This is a genomic window from Akkermansia sp. KLE1798, assembly GCF_001580195.1.
In the GTDB taxonomy this organism is placed as follows: domain Bacteria; phylum Verrucomicrobiota; class Verrucomicrobiia; order Verrucomicrobiales; family Akkermansiaceae; genus Akkermansia; species Akkermansia biwaensis.
The window spans coordinates 34,343-51,906 of sequence record NZ_KQ971100.1; the positions used below are offsets into that span (position 1 = coordinate 34,343).

Here is a 17,564-nt window from a genome sequence, read left to right on the forward strand (position 1 = left end):
CAGGGAAGACGTGATGAAAGCCATGCAGGACGCCTTGAAGAACAAAGAGGCTCTCCAAGCGGCGGAAGCCGAGGTTGCGAAGGCTTCCACGGATGAAGCCAGGGCCGTGGCCCTGATGGAAGTGTTCAAGCTGGCTCCCAAGGATTATGTGGACAATTTCTACGGTGACGTGAAGGCGGAAATCAAGAAGCTGGACAAGGACGACAAGTCCGGTCTGAAGGCTGCGGACATCCGTGCCGCCCGGCTCCAGAAGGAACGGAAGGAAGTGCAGGATTACCTGGCCGGCAAGATAACGGCCAAGACCCCCTCTGCCGAGGCTCTCCAAGCGGTCCGGGCTTATCCCAACCGCGACAAGCTTCTTCCGGAACCCCGGCAGGATTTAATGATGGCGGAGTTCCGCGCCTACCTGGATTCCACCGGCGACGTGGACGGCGCCGTATTGATGTTGGACAAGGTGGTGGAGCTGGCTCCCGATACGGAAACCGGACGGTACGCTTCTCTCTTCAAAATCGGAATCCTTGCCAACAAGGACCGTGTCAAGGCCCGGGTTGACGCGGCTCGGAAGAAGCAGGACAAGTAATTGTTTTCTTTTCCCGCTCCGGAAGACTGCCCCGCAACGCCTGAGCTGCTGCGGGTTTTTGCTGTGGGATGCGGTGTGGCATGCCTCCCGATTCTTTCTTGCGGAAAATGAGGGAAATAGCCTGTGGCTGGGGGCCCGCATTGTCCTGAAAACAGGAGATACGTCGGAAAGGTATGGCATTGGATTGCTCGGAGGCTGTTCCGGAGAAAAGGGAAGGATGGCGTTTAATGGCCGTATTTGGCCCGTCTGTCATTTTAACCGGATATGATGCGCCATTTTGGATGTTTTCTAAAAATGATTGAACGGGAGATTGACGGCGCGTGTCCGACCCTTCAATATTAATTGTAGCTATGATTAGACAAATTCTGCCAATAGTTGTTGCCGCCTGCATCGCACCCTGCTTTGCCGCGGAGGGGTGGTTGACCGATATGGACGCCGCCAAGAAGGAAGCTGCCGAACAGAAGAAGGACCTGATGATCGAGTTCACCGGCTCCGACTGGTGCCCGCCCTGCATGCAGCTCCGCGCCAATGTGTTCAGCAAGCCTGATTTCCAGAAGGAAGCCCAGAAGAACTTTGTGCTGCTGGAGCTGGATTACCCGCGCAGCAAGGAACAGTCCGCTGAAGTGAAGGCGGCCAACCAGAAGCTTGCCGAACAGTACGGCGTGACGGGTTTTCCGACCGTGGTGTTTGCGGATGCTTCCGGCAAGCCCTTCGGCGGCTTTGTGGGCGGAAGGCCCAGGGAAGACGTGATGAAAGCCATGCAGGACGCCCTGAAGAACAAGGAAGCCCTTCAGGCGGCGGAAGCCAACGTTGCGAAGGCTTCCACGGATGAAGCCAAGGTTGCCGCGCTGATGGAAGTGCTCAAGCTGGCTCCCAAGGATTATGTGGACAATTTCTACGGTGACGTGAAGGCGGAAATCAAGAAGCTGGACAAGGACGACAAGTCCGGTCTGAAGGCTGCGGACGCCCACGCCGACCAGCTCAAGAAGGAACAGAAGGAAGTGCAGGATTACCTGGCCGGCAAGATGACGGCCAATACCACGCCTGCCGAAGCCCTTCAGGTGGTCAAGTCCTATCCCAACCGTGACAAGCTCCTTCCGGAAACCCAGCAGGAATTGCTGATGATGGAATTCGGCACTTTCCTGAATTCCACCGGTGACGTGGACGGCGCCGTGTTGATCCTGGACAAGGTCGCGGAATTGAAGCCGGGTACGGAAGCGGGCCAGCAGGCTCCCCGCATCAAGGCTGGAATTCTTGCCAACAAGGACCGGATCAAGGCCCAGATTGAAGCTGCCAAAAAGGCTCAGAACAAGTAAGCTGACACTGCTTTTTTCCTCCTGATACGGAGGACTGCCCCGCAACGGCCCGCATGGTCCTTGCGGGGTTTTTCATGCCTGCGGAAGCCGCTTTGCGGGAACAAGGCGGAAGAAATCGGTCATGTTGCGGGAATATTGCCCCTTCCATTGCTTTGACCGTTCCTCGCAGGAGACGGAAGGCGGCCCCATGAGTCTCCGGGAAGAATAAAAGCCGGCCCCGGATGATACCGGGACCGGCCTGCTGCCTTGTCTGTTTTCTGATGAAAAAGAGCGGTTATTGAAGCTTGATGACGGTATCCCACTTGTCCCAGGACATGCCTGCGGGGAGCGTGATTTTGTACTGGCCGCCTTCCTTCTCCAGCCTGGCTTCCTTTCCGTTGAACGTACCGTCCACGATTACGGTCGCCCTGGTGAATTTGTCGCCGGTGTCCTTGATGAACAAGGGTTCGGAACCTTTCAGTTCTTTTCCTTTCTGCGCAATCAGGGGGCTGACGTGGAGGTAAACGGTTTTTTTGCCGTTGCGGTTCGTTTTGTAGCAGCTTCCGCCCCAAGGCATATCCTTGTAGGGGCCGCCGCGAGTGCCGTAGATAGCCTCACGGTAGGGGGCGATCCACTTGCCCATGGCCAGGAAGGTGTCGGCCTGTTCGGGGACGAAGGTGCCCAGCGGCGTCGGCCCGATGTTGTAGAGCAGGTTTCCGTCCTTGACTGTGTTGTTGATCAGGAATTTGATGGATTCTTCCACGGGCTTGACTTTGGCCTTGGAGGTGTAGGACCAGTTGCCCGTCCAGCGGGTGCCGGGAATGTCGGCCACGGTCATGCAGCTTTCCCACGGAGTTTTGTCGTTGAACGGCCCCAGCTTGCATTCCGGAGTCAGGAAATCGCCTTTCAGGTTTTCCGCCAGGGGGCCCTTGTTGCCGCCCCTGGTGCCGTTCATGCGGTTGTTGATCAGAATGTCGGGCTGGTATTGCTTGATGCGGCGGATCATGGTGCGGGGGTCCCACTGGTTGAGGGAGCTGCTGCCCAGGCTGTCAAACCAGATGATGTCCACCTGCCCGTAGCGGGTGAGCAGTTCGCTGATTTGGCCGAAGTAATATTCCAGATAGCGGTAGTGCTGGTTGGTCAGGTAGTAGGGATTGTACCAGTCCCGCCCGGAGTAGTAGAAGCCCAGTTTAAGCCCGGCCGCGTGTACCGCCGCCGCAAACTGGCCCACGATGTCCTTGCCGTAGGGGGTATTGGCGATGGTGAACGTATCGTAGGCGGAGGGGAAGTTGCTGAAACTGTCGTGGTGCTTGCTCGTCAGCACCGCATATTTCATGCCGCTTTTCCTGGCGACGGACATCCATTTTTTGGGGTCGTATTGTTTGGGGTTGAAACGGCGGTAGGTGGAATCGTATTCGAAATCCATGACGTTCTTCTTGCCGCTGTTGCTGTCAAAGGGGCGAGCGGCATTGCGTTCCCAGCTGATTTCCCGTTCCAGCAGGGAGGAAGGGTTCCAGTGGATGAACATGCCGAATTTGGCGTCGCGGAACCACTGGAGCTGTTCGTCATTGGCCTTGAAGTCGAAGAGCCGGTTAATGGCTTCATTGACCAGGTCGCGGTCCCTGACCGGGGAGAAGATGTTCTTCTCCGGAGTGAAGACCACCAGGCCCTCGGCCATGGGCTGGAGCCGGAAATTGGGCACGGGGGCTTTTTCCTTGTCTCCCTGCCAGAGGTTGAGTTTCAGCGCCCTGGCTGCGTTGCCTATTTCGTAGGCTTTCTGGCCTCCCGCTTCCTCCATGATTTCGTCCGGAAGTTCCTTCTTGAAAACGGCTTGAACAAAAGGCTGGTTTATATAGATTTTCCCGTTTTCCCGGAAGGGCCGGATATCTTCCGGGAGGGGTACCCGTTCGTTGTTGACCATGGCGTAGGGGGAGCCGTGGAGCTTGCCGGTTTCCACGGTGAAATAGACGGCGCCCCTGAGTTTTTCCGACAGTTCCTTCTGAAGGGCGTCCACGTTTTCCTGGTAGGTGTTGGCGGGATCGAAGCGGTTATTAATGCTTTCCGCCTGCTTTTCCGTGATCACCGGGCCTATCCACGGACTGGCAATGGCGTCTTTCGTGCCGCTGCCCACGATGATGCGGAAGTACTGGCCCGCGTCCTTGTCCGTCAGCGTGTAGGATTCCTTGTCCTTTCCCTGCTGGACAAGAACGGGTTTGCCGTTTCTCGAATCGCTTTTTTCCCAGCGGATGACGGGGCTGGCAGGTTCGTCGTCCGGGGTGCTGTAGCGGCTTTCCAGCGTGGTTCCCGTTATTTCTTCCCCATCGATCCAGGCCCTGAGCCAGGGAGCCGTGTCCGCCGCCGCTGCCGCCATGGAGGCGCCTGCAAGCAGGGCCAGGAGGCAAAACAGATGATGTTTGAATTGAAACATGGGAAAATGGTAGGGAAGCGTTCGGGGGAAAGCCAGTTTGGAGTGCTGGCGACTAGGAAAAGACCAGAATCACGGCAGTCCGCAAAGTGAATTTCTTTCAGGTGAAATCTTGCGCGGAAAGCGGAAACCTGACAGAATCCGGCCATGCGCCTGTTCATGATTTTCTGCGTGATGTTCCTGCTTGCAGGATGCGACACGCGTACCAGCGTGGAACGGGCGCAGGAAGACGGAATCCTGATTGTGGGCAATAACACGGAGCCCCAGAGTTTTGACCCGCACGTAGCCACCTCCGTTTCCGACTTCAAGATCATCAACGCCGTGATGGAGGGGCTGCTGCGCGGGGATTCCCGGAAGGATTCCGTTTTTCATCCCGCCGTGGCGGAATCGTGGACGCACAATCCGGAAGCGGACGTATGGCGGTTTTCCCTGCGGAAGGATGCCGTGTGGAGCGACGGGACTCCGCTGACGGCCCATGATTTCGTGTATGCCTACCACCGCCTGCTGCATCCGGAGTTCGGAGGCAGGTATGCGGACATGCTTTATCCTCTGAAGAATGCGGAGGCGTACAACAGGAATTTCCGCAGTCTGATTTTATTCGGTCCCGGCTCCGCATTTGCCGTGGAATACGGGCTGGATGCGGCCCTGCTGGACCGCGTGGACTGGAAGAAGCTGGACGGCATGGATGCCCCGGAATTGGAAGAACTGGTCCGGGAGCCGTCCCTGATGGAATGGCCCGCCGGAATGCCGCCGGATGCCGCAAAACGGATGGCGGCCATCATGCTGGAAGACCTCCGCGCCGGACGCCCTGATTTGTGGGATGCCGCGCATGTGGGCGCGCGCGCCGTGGACGACCATACCCTGGAGCTGGCGATGCGTTCCCCGATGCCCCAGCTTCCCCTGCTGCTTCTGCACTGCACCTGGTTTCCGGTCCCCCGCCATGCGGTGGAGGCCCATGGAGGCATGCTGAGCCGGGCGGGGGCATGGACTAGGCCCGGAGCGGCCGTGGGCAACGGTCCCTTCGTGATGGCGGAGCACCGTTTCAATGATTATGTGGAGGTGAGGCGGAATCCCCGGTACCGGAATGCCGCGGCGGTCCGCCTGAACGGCGTCCGCTTTCTTCCCACCGTGAACGGATTTACGGAAACCCGCATGTTCTTCAACGGCAAGATGCACGTGACCAACAACGTGCCGCCGGAGATGACGGCGTACGCACGGGAGCGCGGCGGGGCGGACTTTTGCCAGGACGATTATTACGTGACTATTTTTTACCGGCTGAATACCGGGCACGGGCCGTTGAAGGACGCCCGCGTGCGGAAGGCCCTCTCCATGGCCGTGGACAGGGAGGCCTTGGTGCGGGACGTGGTGTGCGGGGGAGGCCAGCCGTGCTTCGGCTTCACGCCGGACGGCGCGGGGTACGGCACGCCGCACGGCGTGGAATTCAATCCGGAAAAGGCGCGCGCCCTGCTGGAGGAGGCCGGGTTTCCCGGCGGGGAGGGATTTCCCCGGCTGGAATTGATGACTACTTCCCGCGAGGTGCAGAAGACGATGGCGGAGGCCATCCAGGGCATGTGGAAAAAGCACCTGGGGATTCATGTGGAGATACGTTCCTGTGAATGGACCGCCTACAAATTCGCCCAGAATTCCATGCAGTATGATTTGAGTTCCTCCTCCTGGTCCGGGGATTACCTGGACCCGTCCAGTTTTCTGGATTTGTGGAGCGCCGCTTCCGGCAACAACAACACGGGCTGGTCACATCCGGAATATGAACGCCTGCTGGCGGAAAGCCGGGCCACGGGGGACCAGACAAAGCGCATGGCACTTTTGGCCCGCGCGGAAGTTCTGATGCTGTCGGAATCCCCGGTGATTCCGCTGTACTGGGCCAGGCGCTCCTACCTGAAGAGGCCGGAGGTGCAGGGCTGGCATCCCCTCCTGCTGGACAACCATTTGTTTGAAGATATCAGCCTGCGCGCCCCGCAGGCCGCAGGAAAGGGGGAACGGCCGTGACCAGGATGATCCTGAAACGCATGGGGCAGGGGATTCTGGTCATTTTTGTGCTGGAAACGGTGACGTTCTTACTGATCCGCATGCTCCCCGGCCATCCCTTCATGGGGGAAAAGAAGCTGCCCGAACACGTTCTGCACCAGTTGCAGGCCAGTTACGGGCTGGACCAGAGCGCCCTTGTCCAGTACGGGCGCTATTGGTGGAACATGCTGGCCCACGGCGACCTGGGGCCTTCCCTGGTGAAGGAGGGCATTAGCGTGGCGGACATGATCGGGCAGTCCTTCCCGGTTTCCCTCCAGCTGGGCGTCCTCGGCATGGTGATTTCCATCATGGTGGGGATTCCCGCCGGGATTCTGGGGGCCCTGTATAAAAACCGCTGGATTGACTGGTGGGTGATGCTGGTGTCCATGGCGGGCATCTGCATTCCCGCCTTCGTCGTGGCTCCGCTGCTGGGCGTGGGACTGGGCATGCACGTGCCCGGCCTGAGCGTGGCGGGGTGGGACTCCCCCGGCTGCGTGCTGCTGCCTGCCCTGACGCTGGGGCTCGTGAACGCCGCCTACCTGGCCCGGCTGACGCGCGGCGGCATGCTTGAAGTTCTGGGGCAGGATTTTGTCAGGACGGCCCGCGCCAAGGGGGCGGGGCCTTTCCGGGTGGTCTGGAAGCACGCCCTGCGCGGCGGACTGATTCCGGCCATTTCCTACCTGGGGCCGGCTTTTGCCGCCATGATTACCGGCTCCTTCGTGGTGGAAACCTGCTTCCAGGTGCCCGGCATGGGCCAGCACTTCGTGAACGCCACCACGGACCGGGACTATTTCCTCATCCAGGGGCTGGTATTGTTTTACGGCATTCTGATCGTCGCGGCCAATCTGGCCGTGGACCTGGTGCAGATGGCCGTCAACCCGAGACTGAGAGCGGAGTCATGAAGAAAGAGAGCCTGAACGCGCCGGAGGAACAGGGTTCTTCCCTGTGGAAGGACGCTTTTCTGCGGCTTTCCCGGAACCGTGCAGCCATGTGCTCCCTGCTGGCCCTGGTCCTGATGGTGGCCTCCTGTTTTCTGGGGCCCCTGCTGCCGTGGCTGCCGCATCCCAACGTGCAGGACCTGGCGCGCATCGCGGAAGCCCCTTCCTGGGACCACTGGTTCGGCACGGACCAGCTTGGGCGGGACCTTCTGGCACGCGTGCTGTACGGCGGCCGCATTTCCCTGCTGGTGGGCGTGGTCGCTACGGGCGTGTCCCTGGTCATCGGCGTGGCGTATGGCCTGGTTTCCGGTTATGCCGGGGGCAGGCTGGATGCCCTGATGATGCGCCTGGTGGACGTTCTCTTCGCCCTGCCGTTCATTGTGCTGGTGATCATTTTCTCCCTCTCCGTGGAGGAACCTTCCCGGCAGCTCACGCAGTGGATCTCCGGCATTACCGGGTGGTCCGTGGAAATGGTGAGCCCCATCACCGGGCTGATTCCGCTCTTCATTGCCATCGGTGCGCTGGGATGGCTTACGCTGGCGCGCATCGTGCGCACGCAGACCCTGGAATTGAAGGGGCGGGAATTCGTGGAGGCGGCCCGTTCCCTGGGCATAGGGCATGTGAAAATCCTCTTCCGCCACATAGCCCCGAACCTGTTCGGCTCCGTGATCGTGTACACGACGCTGGCCGTGCCGGGAATCATGCTGCTGGAAGCCGTCCTTTCCTTCCTGGGGCTGGGCGTAAAGGCCCCCAATTCCTCCTGGGGCACGCTCATCAAGGAGGGGGCGGACCGCATGGAAGTGAGCCCGGAACTGCTCCTGTTCCCGGCCCTGCTGTTTTCCGTGACCCTGCTGGCGCTGAATTTTCTGGGGGACGGCCTGCGGGACGCGCTGGACCCGAAGTCCTCCAAGGATTGATTTTTTATAGAGAGAATGAAAGTTGCTTTGACGATTGCGATGCTGGTCGTTTCCAACGTCTTCATGACGTGGGCATGGTACGGCCATTTGAAAAAGGGTTCCCCGGTGGACGACAAGCCCCTGCTGCTCATTATCCTGATGAGCTGGGGGCTGGCGTTCTTTGAGTACTGCTTCATGATCCCCGCCAACCGTATCGGCAATGCGGGCGGCCTGAATGTGGCGCAGCTTAAAATCATGCAGGAGGTGATCACGCTGTGCGTTTTTGTGCCGTTCGCCCTGTTCTACATCGGGGAGAAATGGAAGTGGGACTACCTCTGGGCTTTCCTGTGCGTGCTGGGCGCTGTTTTCTTCGTCAACAGGGAGCGTTTGCTGGGGTGACAGACTTTTTCCCTTCGTATTTCATGTCCAAAGTGGTCTTACCCTTTGTATATGAAAATTAAAATAATAACTATTCTTGCGGCAACGGCCGCCGTCGTCCTGGCCGCGGGCTGCCACCATCATGACCGCGACTATTACCGGCCCGGTCCCTCCCACCATTACAATCACAACAACCACGACAACGGCTGGCACAACAACCAGAACAGGCCCGGCCCCAGGCCGCGGCCGCATTACGCCGCCGTCCAGCGTACCACTTATCCCTACCTGTACCGCACTATCTGAGGCAGCCGCCTTTTGCCCGGAGATTCCGGAGCGCCGCATCCCGTAAACAGGGCGCCTGCCGGTCTCTCCGCGGCGGATAAGTACACGGCAATACTCTTTCGGCTGCATCCGTATGGCCATCCAGGCGGACGGCAGGACGGGAGGGAGCGGATTTGTTCCGGCGCATGGCTGCGGTTCCGGCCGGGCGTTTGCCGGGTCTAATGCCTCGCGCACAGGATATAAGCTTGAAAAGACGCGGGGCCCCCGGCACTCTATGCGCCAGATCAATGACTATAGATGAGCAATTAGATATATTGATGGGCGGTACCGCCGTCGTGATCAGCCGTGAAGAGTTGAAGGAACGCCTCAAGCTGGGGCGCCCCCTGCGCGTGAAGCTGGGCGTGGACCCCACTGCGCCGGACATTCACCTCGGTCATACGGTGGCTATTGAAAAGCTGCGCCAGTTCCAGGAACTGGGGCATCAGGCCGTCTTGCTCATCGGGGACTTTACCGCCACCATCGGAGACCCCAGCGGCCGTTCCGTAACGCGCCCCCCCCTGTCCCGCGGGCAGGTGCTGGCAAATGCGGAGACGTACACCAAGCAGGCTTTCAAGATTCTGGACCGGGACAAGACGGAGATCGTGTACAACGGGGACTGGTTCCGCAAGATGACTTATGAAGAGGTGCTGAAGCTCAACGCCCGCGTCACCATGCAGCAGATGCTGGCGCGCGAGGATTTCAAGGCCCGTGTGGAAAGCGGCAAGGAAGTGCGCCTGCACGAAATCCAGTACCCGATCATGCAGGGCTGGGATTCCGTGGAAATCCGCGCGGACGTGGAGCTGGGAGGCACGGACCAGTTGTTCAACATTCTGGTGGGGCGCGATTTGCAGAAAGAGCAGGGCATGCTGCCCCAGATCGCCATGACGATGCCCCTGCTGGAGGGGCTGGACGGCGTGCGCAAGATGTCCAAATCCTACGGGAACTACGTGGGCGTGGACGAAGCGCCGGAAATGATGTTCGGCAAGATGATGAGCGCCAGCGACGAGCTGATGGACCGCTACTACCTCGTTCTTCTGGGGGAAAAGCGGGACATGGAACTGCACCCCATGGAAGCCAAAAAGCTGCTGGCCTGGAAGATCACGGCCCGCTACCATGACGCCGCGGCCGCGGACGCCGCGCGCGCGGACTGGGAAACCCGTTTTTCCAAAAGGGACCTCGCCGCCGCGGACCTCCCGGAAGTGGAGCTTTCCTCCCTCCCCGGCGGAATGAACGCGCTGGCGCTGGTGGGCTTCATCTTTGAAACGGTATTCCAGTTGAAGAAATCCAACGGCGTGCTGCGCAAGGAGCATTTCACCCCCGGCGCCATCCAGTTGAACGACGTCAAGGTGACGGACCCCTCTTCCGCGCTTGAACTGTCGCCCGGCAGCATTCTGCGCCTGAGCAAGAAGCACGCCGTGCGTTTTAAGTAAGGGAAGATCCTTCTTTCTTCATCATCCTTGATCCTTTTTTCCATGCCGGGATTCCTTTCCAAATTGGACCGCTTCACCGTCGGCCTGGTGGTCAGCGTGAGCGCGGGGATTCTGATTCCCTGTTCCGGCGTGTGGGATACCGTCTTCAGCCGCTTGAGCGATGCAGCCATCATCCTGCTCTTTTTCCTGTACGGGGCCAAGCTTTCCCGCCGCTCCGTGTGGGAGGGGCTGATGCACTGGCGGCTCCAGAGCCTGGTGGCCGCCAGTACCTTCGTCATCTTTCCTTTGCTGGGCATCCTGAGCATTCCCATGTGGAATGCCGTGCTGGGGCCCGACCTGTGCATGGGGATGCTCTACGTGTGCATGCTGCCTTCCACGGTCCAGTCCAGCATTGCGTTCACGTCCATGGCAGGCGGGAATGTGGCGGCTGCCATTTGCTCCGCTTCCGTTTCCAGCCTGCTGGGGGTGTTTCTGACCCCTCTTCTCGTGGGGCTGGTGTGGTCGCGGGGAGGGGCGGACGGCGTGGATTTTTCCACCTTCCTGAACATTTGCTACATTATCCTGGTGCCGTTCGTGGCCGGGCAGATCGCCCAGCGCTGGATAGGCAAATGGGTGGTGGCGCACAGGAACGTCACCTCCTGGACGGACCACAGCACGATCTGGCTGGTCATTTACACGGCATTCAGCCACGCCATGGTCAACGGCGTCTGGAAGAACCTGCCCTGGCTTTCCCTGGTGGAAGTGCTGGGGTTCTGCGCCCTTCTGCTGGCCGTCGTCCTCTGGCTGACGGCTTTTCTTTCCCGCAGGCTCCGTTTTTCACGGGAAGACCGGATTGCGATCATCTTCTGCGGTTCCAAAAAAAGCCTGGCTACCGGCATCCCGATGATGAACGTGATTTTTGCCGGCTCCCCCATCGGCCTGCTGGTCATCCCGATCATGATTTTCCACCAGCTCCAGTTGATGGTCTGTTCCATCCTGGCCCGGAGGTGGGGCAGGGACCTGGAGGAGAAGAAGGACGGTTCCCTGTAGGCATGGAGAGCCGGGTTGCCGGTTATAGGGATGCGGGAAGCCTTTTTTCAGGCAGGAAAAAGCTGTTTCAGGCTGTTTTCCGGCAACCCTGCCCATGGAAAATCCGCCCGGCATGGTCCCTGGCTCCCGGAACATGGACGGGAAAAATTTCTCTGGCCCCATATTGGCCGGGAAGCCTGCCGGAAGCGTGAACCTCCCGGTTCCCGGCGTTTCCGTCCCGAGAGGGAATTTATGTCAATTCCCGGCCAGGCGAAGAATGCCGTCATTCTGGATGTCCCTGCCCGGAACGATGGCGTGACTTCCCCGTTCCGGGATTTTTGCCGTTACGGACCTGTTGCGGAATTTGTCCATGAAGCGGTGGAAGGATTCCATGTCCTCCGGGACGATCCTGATTTCCGTATACGCGGGATCGGCCTGCACTTCCGTAATATCCACCCGGAAGGAGCCCACTCCGTTGCCGTCCGGAGTGTAGAATTCCAGGGATTCTTCCTGGGAATGGGGGTGCATGAAGAACAGGAAGAACATGATGCCCAGCGCCATCAGGGTGACGGCGGTCACCGGAAGATTCTTTCTGAATGGTCTGATATGCATGTATTCTTCTCCTTTCTTTGGCAAGGTTATGGATTTTGAAGGGGCATGTCAACTCCTCCGGCCGGTTGTCATGACGCGGGGAGGAAGGCGGGGCTTCTTGTTCCGCCGGGCGCCGCTGCCGGAGGCGTGCCCTGAAAAAGGGTTGCGTCCGCGGGGCATTGTGGTAGCGTTTGCGCATAGACGGAGTCCTATGACCTTCCCCGTAAATATATTGTCCGCATTGGTCGGACTGAGTCTCGCCGGGGGCGTTCATGCGCGCGTCTGGACGAACGACCGCGGCGCGACGGTCACAGCCGCGTTGGTGGCCGTCCGCGATGCGGAGGTGGACTTGAAGCTGAATGACGGCCGGGTGGTTGCCGTGCCCAGGAACATCTTTTCCGGGGCCGACCAGGAATATATCCAGGAGTGGGTGAAGTCCGGAGGAACCCTGCCGGATACGGATGTCGGGAACGCTCCCGAGACCGGAAAGGGGGGGATGTCCTATACGCGTCTGGAACCGAATTGGAATGCGGACTGGCCCCGGAAGGCCGGACTGGCCGGCTTTCTGCTGGTGAAAACCGTTCAGGAAACGGACGACCTGAGCATTTACGAGACGGACCACTTCATCATTGAATCCCCCGGACGGCTGGCCAAGCCGGAACAGGAGGCCGTTGCCCGGCGGTTTGAATCCATTCTGCGCACTTTGGCGGCGATTCCCCTGAATCTGACGGTGGCGCGCAAGCCGTCCCGCAAGTATCTGGTCAGGGTGTGTTTCAGCGAGGAAGAGATGGAAAAGGTCCCCGGCCTCCGGAACGGCAGGCTCAAATTCTCCCCCACCAGCTTTACGGCCCTGCTTCTGCGGGACAAAAAGGGCAATCCGGTCAAACCGGACGCGGTGGACCCCCGTTTTGCCGTTACCCACTGGGTGATGCAGTCCCTGGATGTGGAGCACTGGCTGGTGGACGGTTTTTCCGCCTATATGGCGTTTCTCCCCAGGGAAAAGGATGAAACCGTCTTCCGGAAAATTCCCGGAAGGCTGGCGGCCATGCTGCCGCGCAGCCTGCGCGCGGGCCGGGATTCCCTCCCGGCGCTGGAAGACCTGCTGGCGCGGGACTCTTCCCATTCCGCCTCCGGGCATGACCAGATTCTGAAGGGAAAAGGCACGGAATATTGGGCCGATCTGCTGTGGACCGTTTACTGGTGCCATCTGGAAGGAGAGGGCAGGGCCGACCGGCTCAGGCGCTACCTCATGGCCTGGGATGCGGAAGAACAGGAAAAGGCCCGTGCCATTCTGCTGGACGGCAAAAGTCCGTCGGAGGTGCAGAAGGACATGGCGGAAGCCTGGAAGAAGTTTGGTATGAAGTTGAAGTTTGCGCCGCCGTCTCCCGGGGAGGGGAAGGCGCAGGACTAACGTGCGGGACTTCCCGGCCCGTTGAGGTGGGGCGGGAAGAAAATACCTGCGAAAAACGGGCGGGGCGCCGTTCCGCTTAAATGGTTCCGTTAAGCTTTCTGCCTATCCAGAACAGGGAGAGCAGAACGAGCAGGGCTGCCAGCGTGTAGGGATGGCACCAGATCAGGATGCGCTTTTCCATGGGAGGCGGCACGGGCAGGTCCTTGATTTCCCGGATAAGCTGCTGGATTTCCTCCGCCTTCACCATGCGTCCGCGCGTGATGGAAGTCATTTCCTCCATCAAGGCGGTGTTGATGGGCTGGCCGATTTTTTCCAGCGTTTCATTCATGGTGATGATGGGCAGGATGACGGCCTTGTCCGGCTGGTCGGATGACGAAGCCGTCAGTGTCCATTTGCCGGGACGGTTGATCTTGACGGAGGCGGAGAAGGAACCCCAGGTGTGGTCCATGTTTTCCATCTGGATCCGGCTCGTCGTGCCTTCCGGGGCGGTGATGTCCAGGAACACCTCTCCGTCCTGAAGGGGGGCGCCCTGCTTGTCGGAGACCATGGCGGTGACGGTCAGGGTATCTCCCAGCCGCGGGCGTTCCGGATTGGGAATCAGCCTGATCCGTTCCCCTGCCGCCATGTTGCGCTGGTAGCTCATCCAGCGCGCCACCTGGCTCCAGAACCGGTAATGGTACTTGTCCTCCACCCCGCGCCGCCAGCGCCAGGCGGAATCCGTGCCCATGAACAGCACTTTCCCGTTCCCGTAGGACTGGGTGACGATGAGGGGAATGCGCCCGTAGGCGTTCTTGTCCGCCGCGTGCACGGCCAGTACGGTGGTGCCCGCCTTGGGGCGTTCCACGGGGGCGTACCAGTTGAAGCCCGGCAGGTTGCGCCAGACTTCCTCGTTTTCACTCTCCGTGTCCGCCAGCATGGTCAGCAGGGAGCCGCGGCCTTCCGGCGTGAGAATGAGCGGGGACGGGGCCGCCTGGGTGGTGCCTTCCGGCTTGTTTGTGAGGAAGGTGACGGGAATCAGGTCCGCCAGCTCCGATTGAAGAAGTTCCATTTGCCTGCCCTGGTAGCCGGGCAGGAAGACGATGCCGCTGGCCTGCTGTTCCACCATGCCCTTGAGCAGTTTGGCCTGTTCCGCCGTCAGCCCTTTGGCCCCCATGCCCACGTCGCCGATGAAGATGACGTCGTATTGGGCCAGTTCCTCCATTTTCTCCGGGAATTTGACCAAGTACCCGGGGCCTTCTCCCATCTCCTTCAGTCCGGGGTGGAACAGAAGGGTGTGGACGTCCACGCCCGGATCGCGGTACAGGGCGTTGCGGATGAAGCGGTACTCCCAGCGCGGCAGCGTGTCGATCACCAGCACCTTGATGGATTCCCTGCGCCCGGCGATGCTGAAGGAGGAGGCGTTGTTGGTGCGCACCCGTTCCTGCGGCTGGATGGGAAGCTTGAGTTCCAGCGTTTCGGAACCTTCCTTTTCTATCTTCCACAGCACGGCGTCGGACACTTCCCCCTGGGCCGGGATGGTGACCGTCCGGGTGACGACCTTTCCCGTGTCTTTGGAAGACAAAGTAAGGGTTGCCCTGACTTCCCTGCCCAGGGTGCTTTTAATGGTGAAGGGGATCTGCACCGTCTCCCCGATGATGCCGTAAGTGGGGGCTTTCACGTCCTGGAGGGCCAGGTCCGGCAGGGGAACGGGACTGCCGGCGGGGATGATGAACAGGGGGATGCCGCGCGAACGCATCCTCTGGGCCTGCGTCAGCACGGAGGAGGAGGCATTGTGGCCGCCATCCGTGAACATGACGACCGCGCGGAGATTGTCGGAAGACTGCATGGCTTCCTCCAGCGGTTTGGCCAGGTCCGTGCATGCCAGCGCGTAATCCGGGGAATCCGGGGCGGGCTGGACGCTGAACGGGGCGTTCTCCACCACATGGGTTTCTTTCAGGGAATCCGTGCTGTGGCCTTTGAGCAGTTCCCGGACATAGGACGCGCGGGTGACAACGTGCTGGGGGGTGATTTCCACGTCCTGGGTTTCCATGGAGCCCGAACGGTCTTCCAGGATGGAGACCTTGGGCTTTTCCTTGGGCTCTGAAATGATGACCCATTCCGGCTGGAACAGCAGGAAGCATACGGCTCCCAGGATGATCAGGCGCAGTATTTCCAGTTTGAACGTCAGTGGGCGGGGATTGCGCTTGCAGGAAATGCGGCTCATCCATATTCCGGCCGCCATGACCAGCACGGCCGCGGCGACGCTCAGGACGGTGGGTTGAAGGCTCAGGTTCATAGGCGGTTGGCGGGGGTGGGGCGTTTGGCCGTGCGCTTGGGCAGGCAAAGGAGAGCTTCCAGAAGCAGGCAGCCCAGGGCAATCAGCAGGAACAGCTTCCAGGCTTCCTGCACCAGGGAGGGATTTTCAACGCCGCCCTGCATGGCGCTGATGGCGGCGTCCGGCAGGAGGGTGTGAATTTTTTCATCCGTAATCTGGTCGGGATTGTCTTCCGACCACGGCCGGTTGACGGCGTAAGTCTGCGCACCGAGGCGGTAAACGCCGGCTGTGTCCACGGGAGAACCGGAGGGATGGGAGCCCTGCGCGTCGTCCATGCGCATGGGAACATCCGTGGCGGACTGGGGCAGGGCGGGATCATTCACGCGCAGGGAAATGGCGGAGGAAAAGCGTTCCGCGCCGCGGTCAGCCATGCGCTGGAGAAGGGGGAGCAGCAGGTGGCCGTCCGCCAGGTTGGACCAGGAATATTTCGGCAGGGTGGTCAGGAACAGGGCGGAACCCGCTCCGGCCCTGACCTGGCCCAGGGCACAGGTGCCGTCATCCCAGGAAGCCAGCACGCGGTATTTGCCAGCCAGGGGTTTCCGGCGGATGGCGCGGAGGCGGTTGGCGGGGATGGGTGTCTGGTCCGTACCGTCCCGGAGGAAACCGCGCTGGCGGTCCCAGGACTCCACGCGGAAATACTCGTCGGCCGGGGCCGTTTCCATCGCCCCCCAGGAAACTCCCAGGAACTGGTGGCGCGTGCCGTGGGCCGTATCGTCCGGGAGGAAGAGAACCAGGCCGCCTTCTTCAATGAAAGTCTTGAGCTTCTCTTCCATGTCCGCCCGCGGGGCGGGGCCGTGCCAGATCACCAGGGCTTGGGAGGAAAGGTTGAGCTGCCCGGAACGCACGGTGTTCGGCATGGTGGCCTTCCTTCCGGGAAGTCCCGGAGGGGCGGCCATTAGGGAGAGGATTTTGCCCGCTTCCCCGGCAGGTCCGTTGATCAGGATGTTTGCCAGGGGCTTGGGAGCGAAGGTGAAGAAGGAAATGTCGTCCTTGGAAAAATCGTCGTGGGGCAGGGAAACGTAGCCGAAGCCGGATTCCTTGTCCTGCGGCAGGGGGATTTCCTTGCGGACGGTGGTTGTTTCCCCGGCCAGCTGGAGGGTGGAGGAAGCCACGGCGTTATTCACGGAAATGTTCACCGGCACTTCCTCCGGCTGGTTGGGATCGAAACCCTGCCGTAAAACCTCCATGTCCAGCACCAGCCTGCCGTTATTGATCTGGGCCTGCGTGATTCTGATGCCGCGGTTGGTTTCCGGCCTGTCTCTCAGGGCCATGATGCGGACGGCAGGGGGAATGGAAAGAGCCGCCAGCCTTTGGCGTACGCTGGACCATACCGGAGAATTCGGCCGCCAGGAGGACGACTGCATGTCTGAGGCGATCCAGATTTCCGTCTTTCCGGAGGCGGATTCCTCCAGATAGGGAATGGCCTTCTGAAGCAGGGAGGGAATGTCCGCTCCGCTGTCCGTCACTTTGCTGACGGTCAGGTCCGCCAGGGCTTCCGGTGCGGGAATCTGGGTAATGGTTTCAGTGGTAGAGTCAAGGAGGGACAGGCGGCAGCTTCCCAGTTGGTCAAAGGTGGACTTCACGAGGGGCGGGATCGTGTCGCGCAGGGAATTGGTTTTGTCCGGCCGTGCGTCCATGGAGGCGGAACGGTCCAGCACGAGCAGCACTTCATTCAATCCGGAACTTCCCCAGCCGAAGAAGCTGCCGAGCAGGGGGCGGGCAAATGCCGTCACAAGAGCCGCCACGGCCAGCACGCGCAGGGCCAGAATCAGGTAATGCAGCAGCTTCTTGGTTCCGCGGGTTTCCCTGGCCGCGCGGAGCAGGAATTCCATGGCCGCCCAGCGCACGGACCGGTGGCGCCAGCGGTTGACCAGATGGATGATGATGGGGATGGAGGCTGCGAAGAGAGCCCAGAGCAGCCACGGGTAGGTAAAGGACATAGGAGGATAGGG

14 protein-coding genes are annotated in these 17,564 nt (G+C 60.4%); 10 read left to right on the forward strand and 4 right to left on the reverse strand.

The window, feature by feature from the left end:
* Both HMPREF3039_RS14235 and HMPREF3039_RS12960 read left to right on the forward strand, forming a co-directional pair.
* A partial coding sequence (locus HMPREF3039_RS14235) for a hypothetical protein (protein WP_197457910.1) occupies positions 1 to 580 on the forward strand: 580 nt, incomplete at its 5' end.
* Between the two features lie 350 nt (positions 581 to 930).
* Positions 931 to 1,896 carry a thioredoxin family protein gene (locus HMPREF3039_RS12960; RefSeq protein WP_082780688.1) on the forward strand — a complete coding sequence of 322 codons (966 nt, stop codon included), beginning with the start codon at positions 931 to 933 and terminating at the stop codon, positions 1,894 to 1,896.
* 274 nt (positions 1,897 to 2,170) lie between these two features.
* Here the strand turns inward: HMPREF3039_RS12960 and HMPREF3039_RS12965 are convergent, their stop codons facing one another.
* Positions 2,171 to 4,303, reverse strand: coding sequence for an alpha-L-fucosidase (locus HMPREF3039_RS12965; protein WP_067573735.1), 2,133 nt, complete (start codon positions 4,301 to 4,303; stop codon positions 2,171 to 2,173).
* Positions 4,304 to 4,447: 144 nt separating this feature from the next.
* On the opposite strand from HMPREF3039_RS12965, the gene HMPREF3039_RS12970 reads away from it, so the two are divergent.
* From HMPREF3039_RS12970 to HMPREF3039_RS13000, 7 genes are all read left to right on the forward strand, one after another.
* Positions 4,448 to 6,307 carry a peptide ABC transporter substrate-binding protein gene (locus tag HMPREF3039_RS12970; RefSeq protein ID WP_067573733.1) on the forward strand — a complete coding sequence of 620 codons (1,860 nt, stop codon included), beginning with the start codon at positions 4,448 to 4,450 and terminating at the stop codon, positions 6,305 to 6,307.
* Positions 6,308 to 6,312: 5 nt separating this feature from the next.
* On the forward strand, positions 6,313 to 7,227 hold the full coding sequence (locus tag HMPREF3039_RS12975) for an ABC transporter permease (protein ID WP_067573731.1): 915 nt from the start codon (positions 6,313 to 6,315) through the stop codon (positions 7,225 to 7,227).
* The gene (locus tag HMPREF3039_RS12980; RefSeq protein ID WP_067573726.1) at positions 7,224 to 8,180 is read left to right on the forward strand and encodes an ABC transporter permease; all 957 of its coding nucleotides are present in this window, start codon (positions 7,224 to 7,226) and stop codon (positions 8,178 to 8,180) included. The genes HMPREF3039_RS12975 and HMPREF3039_RS12980 overlap by 4 nt, the downstream gene beginning before the upstream one ends.
* A gap of 15 nt (positions 8,181 to 8,195) precedes the next feature.
* Positions 8,196 to 8,558: a DMT family protein gene (locus HMPREF3039_RS12985; protein WP_067573724.1), complete on the forward strand. Its 363-nt coding sequence runs from the start codon at positions 8,196 to 8,198 to the stop codon at positions 8,556 to 8,558.
* A 51-nt stretch (positions 8,559 to 8,609) separates the two neighbouring features.
* A complete protein-coding gene (locus HMPREF3039_RS12990; RefSeq protein ID WP_067573722.1) occupies positions 8,610 to 8,840 on the forward strand; it encodes a hypothetical protein in 231 nt (76 codons plus the stop codon).
* Between the two features lie 266 nt (positions 8,841 to 9,106).
* Complete coding sequence (tyrS, locus tag HMPREF3039_RS12995) at positions 9,107 to 10,288, forward strand: tyrosine--tRNA ligase (RefSeq protein WP_067573720.1); 1,182 nt, start codon at positions 9,107 to 9,109, stop codon at positions 10,286 to 10,288.
* A 42-nt stretch (positions 10,289 to 10,330) separates the two neighbouring features.
* Entirely contained in the window at positions 10,331 to 11,317 is a 987-nt protein-coding gene (locus HMPREF3039_RS13000) for a bile acid:sodium symporter family protein (protein WP_067573796.1), read from the forward strand.
* A 234-nt stretch (positions 11,318 to 11,551) separates the two neighbouring features.
* Here HMPREF3039_RS13000 and HMPREF3039_RS13010 read toward each other — a convergent pair whose 3' ends face one another.
* The gene (locus HMPREF3039_RS13010) at positions 11,552 to 11,908 is read right to left on the reverse strand and encodes a hypothetical protein (protein ID WP_067573716.1); all 357 of its coding nucleotides are present in this window, start codon (positions 11,906 to 11,908) and stop codon (positions 11,552 to 11,554) included.
* Between the two features lie 211 nt (positions 11,909 to 12,119).
* Between HMPREF3039_RS13010 and HMPREF3039_RS13015 the strand changes: the two genes are divergently transcribed.
* Positions 12,120 to 13,298: a hypothetical protein gene (locus HMPREF3039_RS13015; RefSeq protein ID WP_147550291.1), complete on the forward strand. Its 1,179-nt coding sequence runs from the start codon at positions 12,120 to 12,122 to the stop codon at positions 13,296 to 13,298.
* Between the two features lie 76 nt (positions 13,299 to 13,374).
* Here the strand turns inward: HMPREF3039_RS13015 and HMPREF3039_RS13020 are convergent, their stop codons facing one another.
* Positions 13,375 to 15,573, reverse strand: coding sequence for a hypothetical protein (locus HMPREF3039_RS13020; RefSeq protein WP_067573708.1), 2,199 nt, complete (start codon positions 15,571 to 15,573; stop codon positions 13,375 to 13,377).
* Entirely contained in the window at positions 15,570 to 17,552 is a 1,983-nt protein-coding gene (locus HMPREF3039_RS13025; protein WP_067573706.1) for a BatA domain-containing protein, read from the reverse strand. Before HMPREF3039_RS13025 ends, HMPREF3039_RS13020 begins: the two co-directional genes overlap by 4 nt.
* Positions 17,553 to 17,564 lie beyond the last annotated feature (12 nt).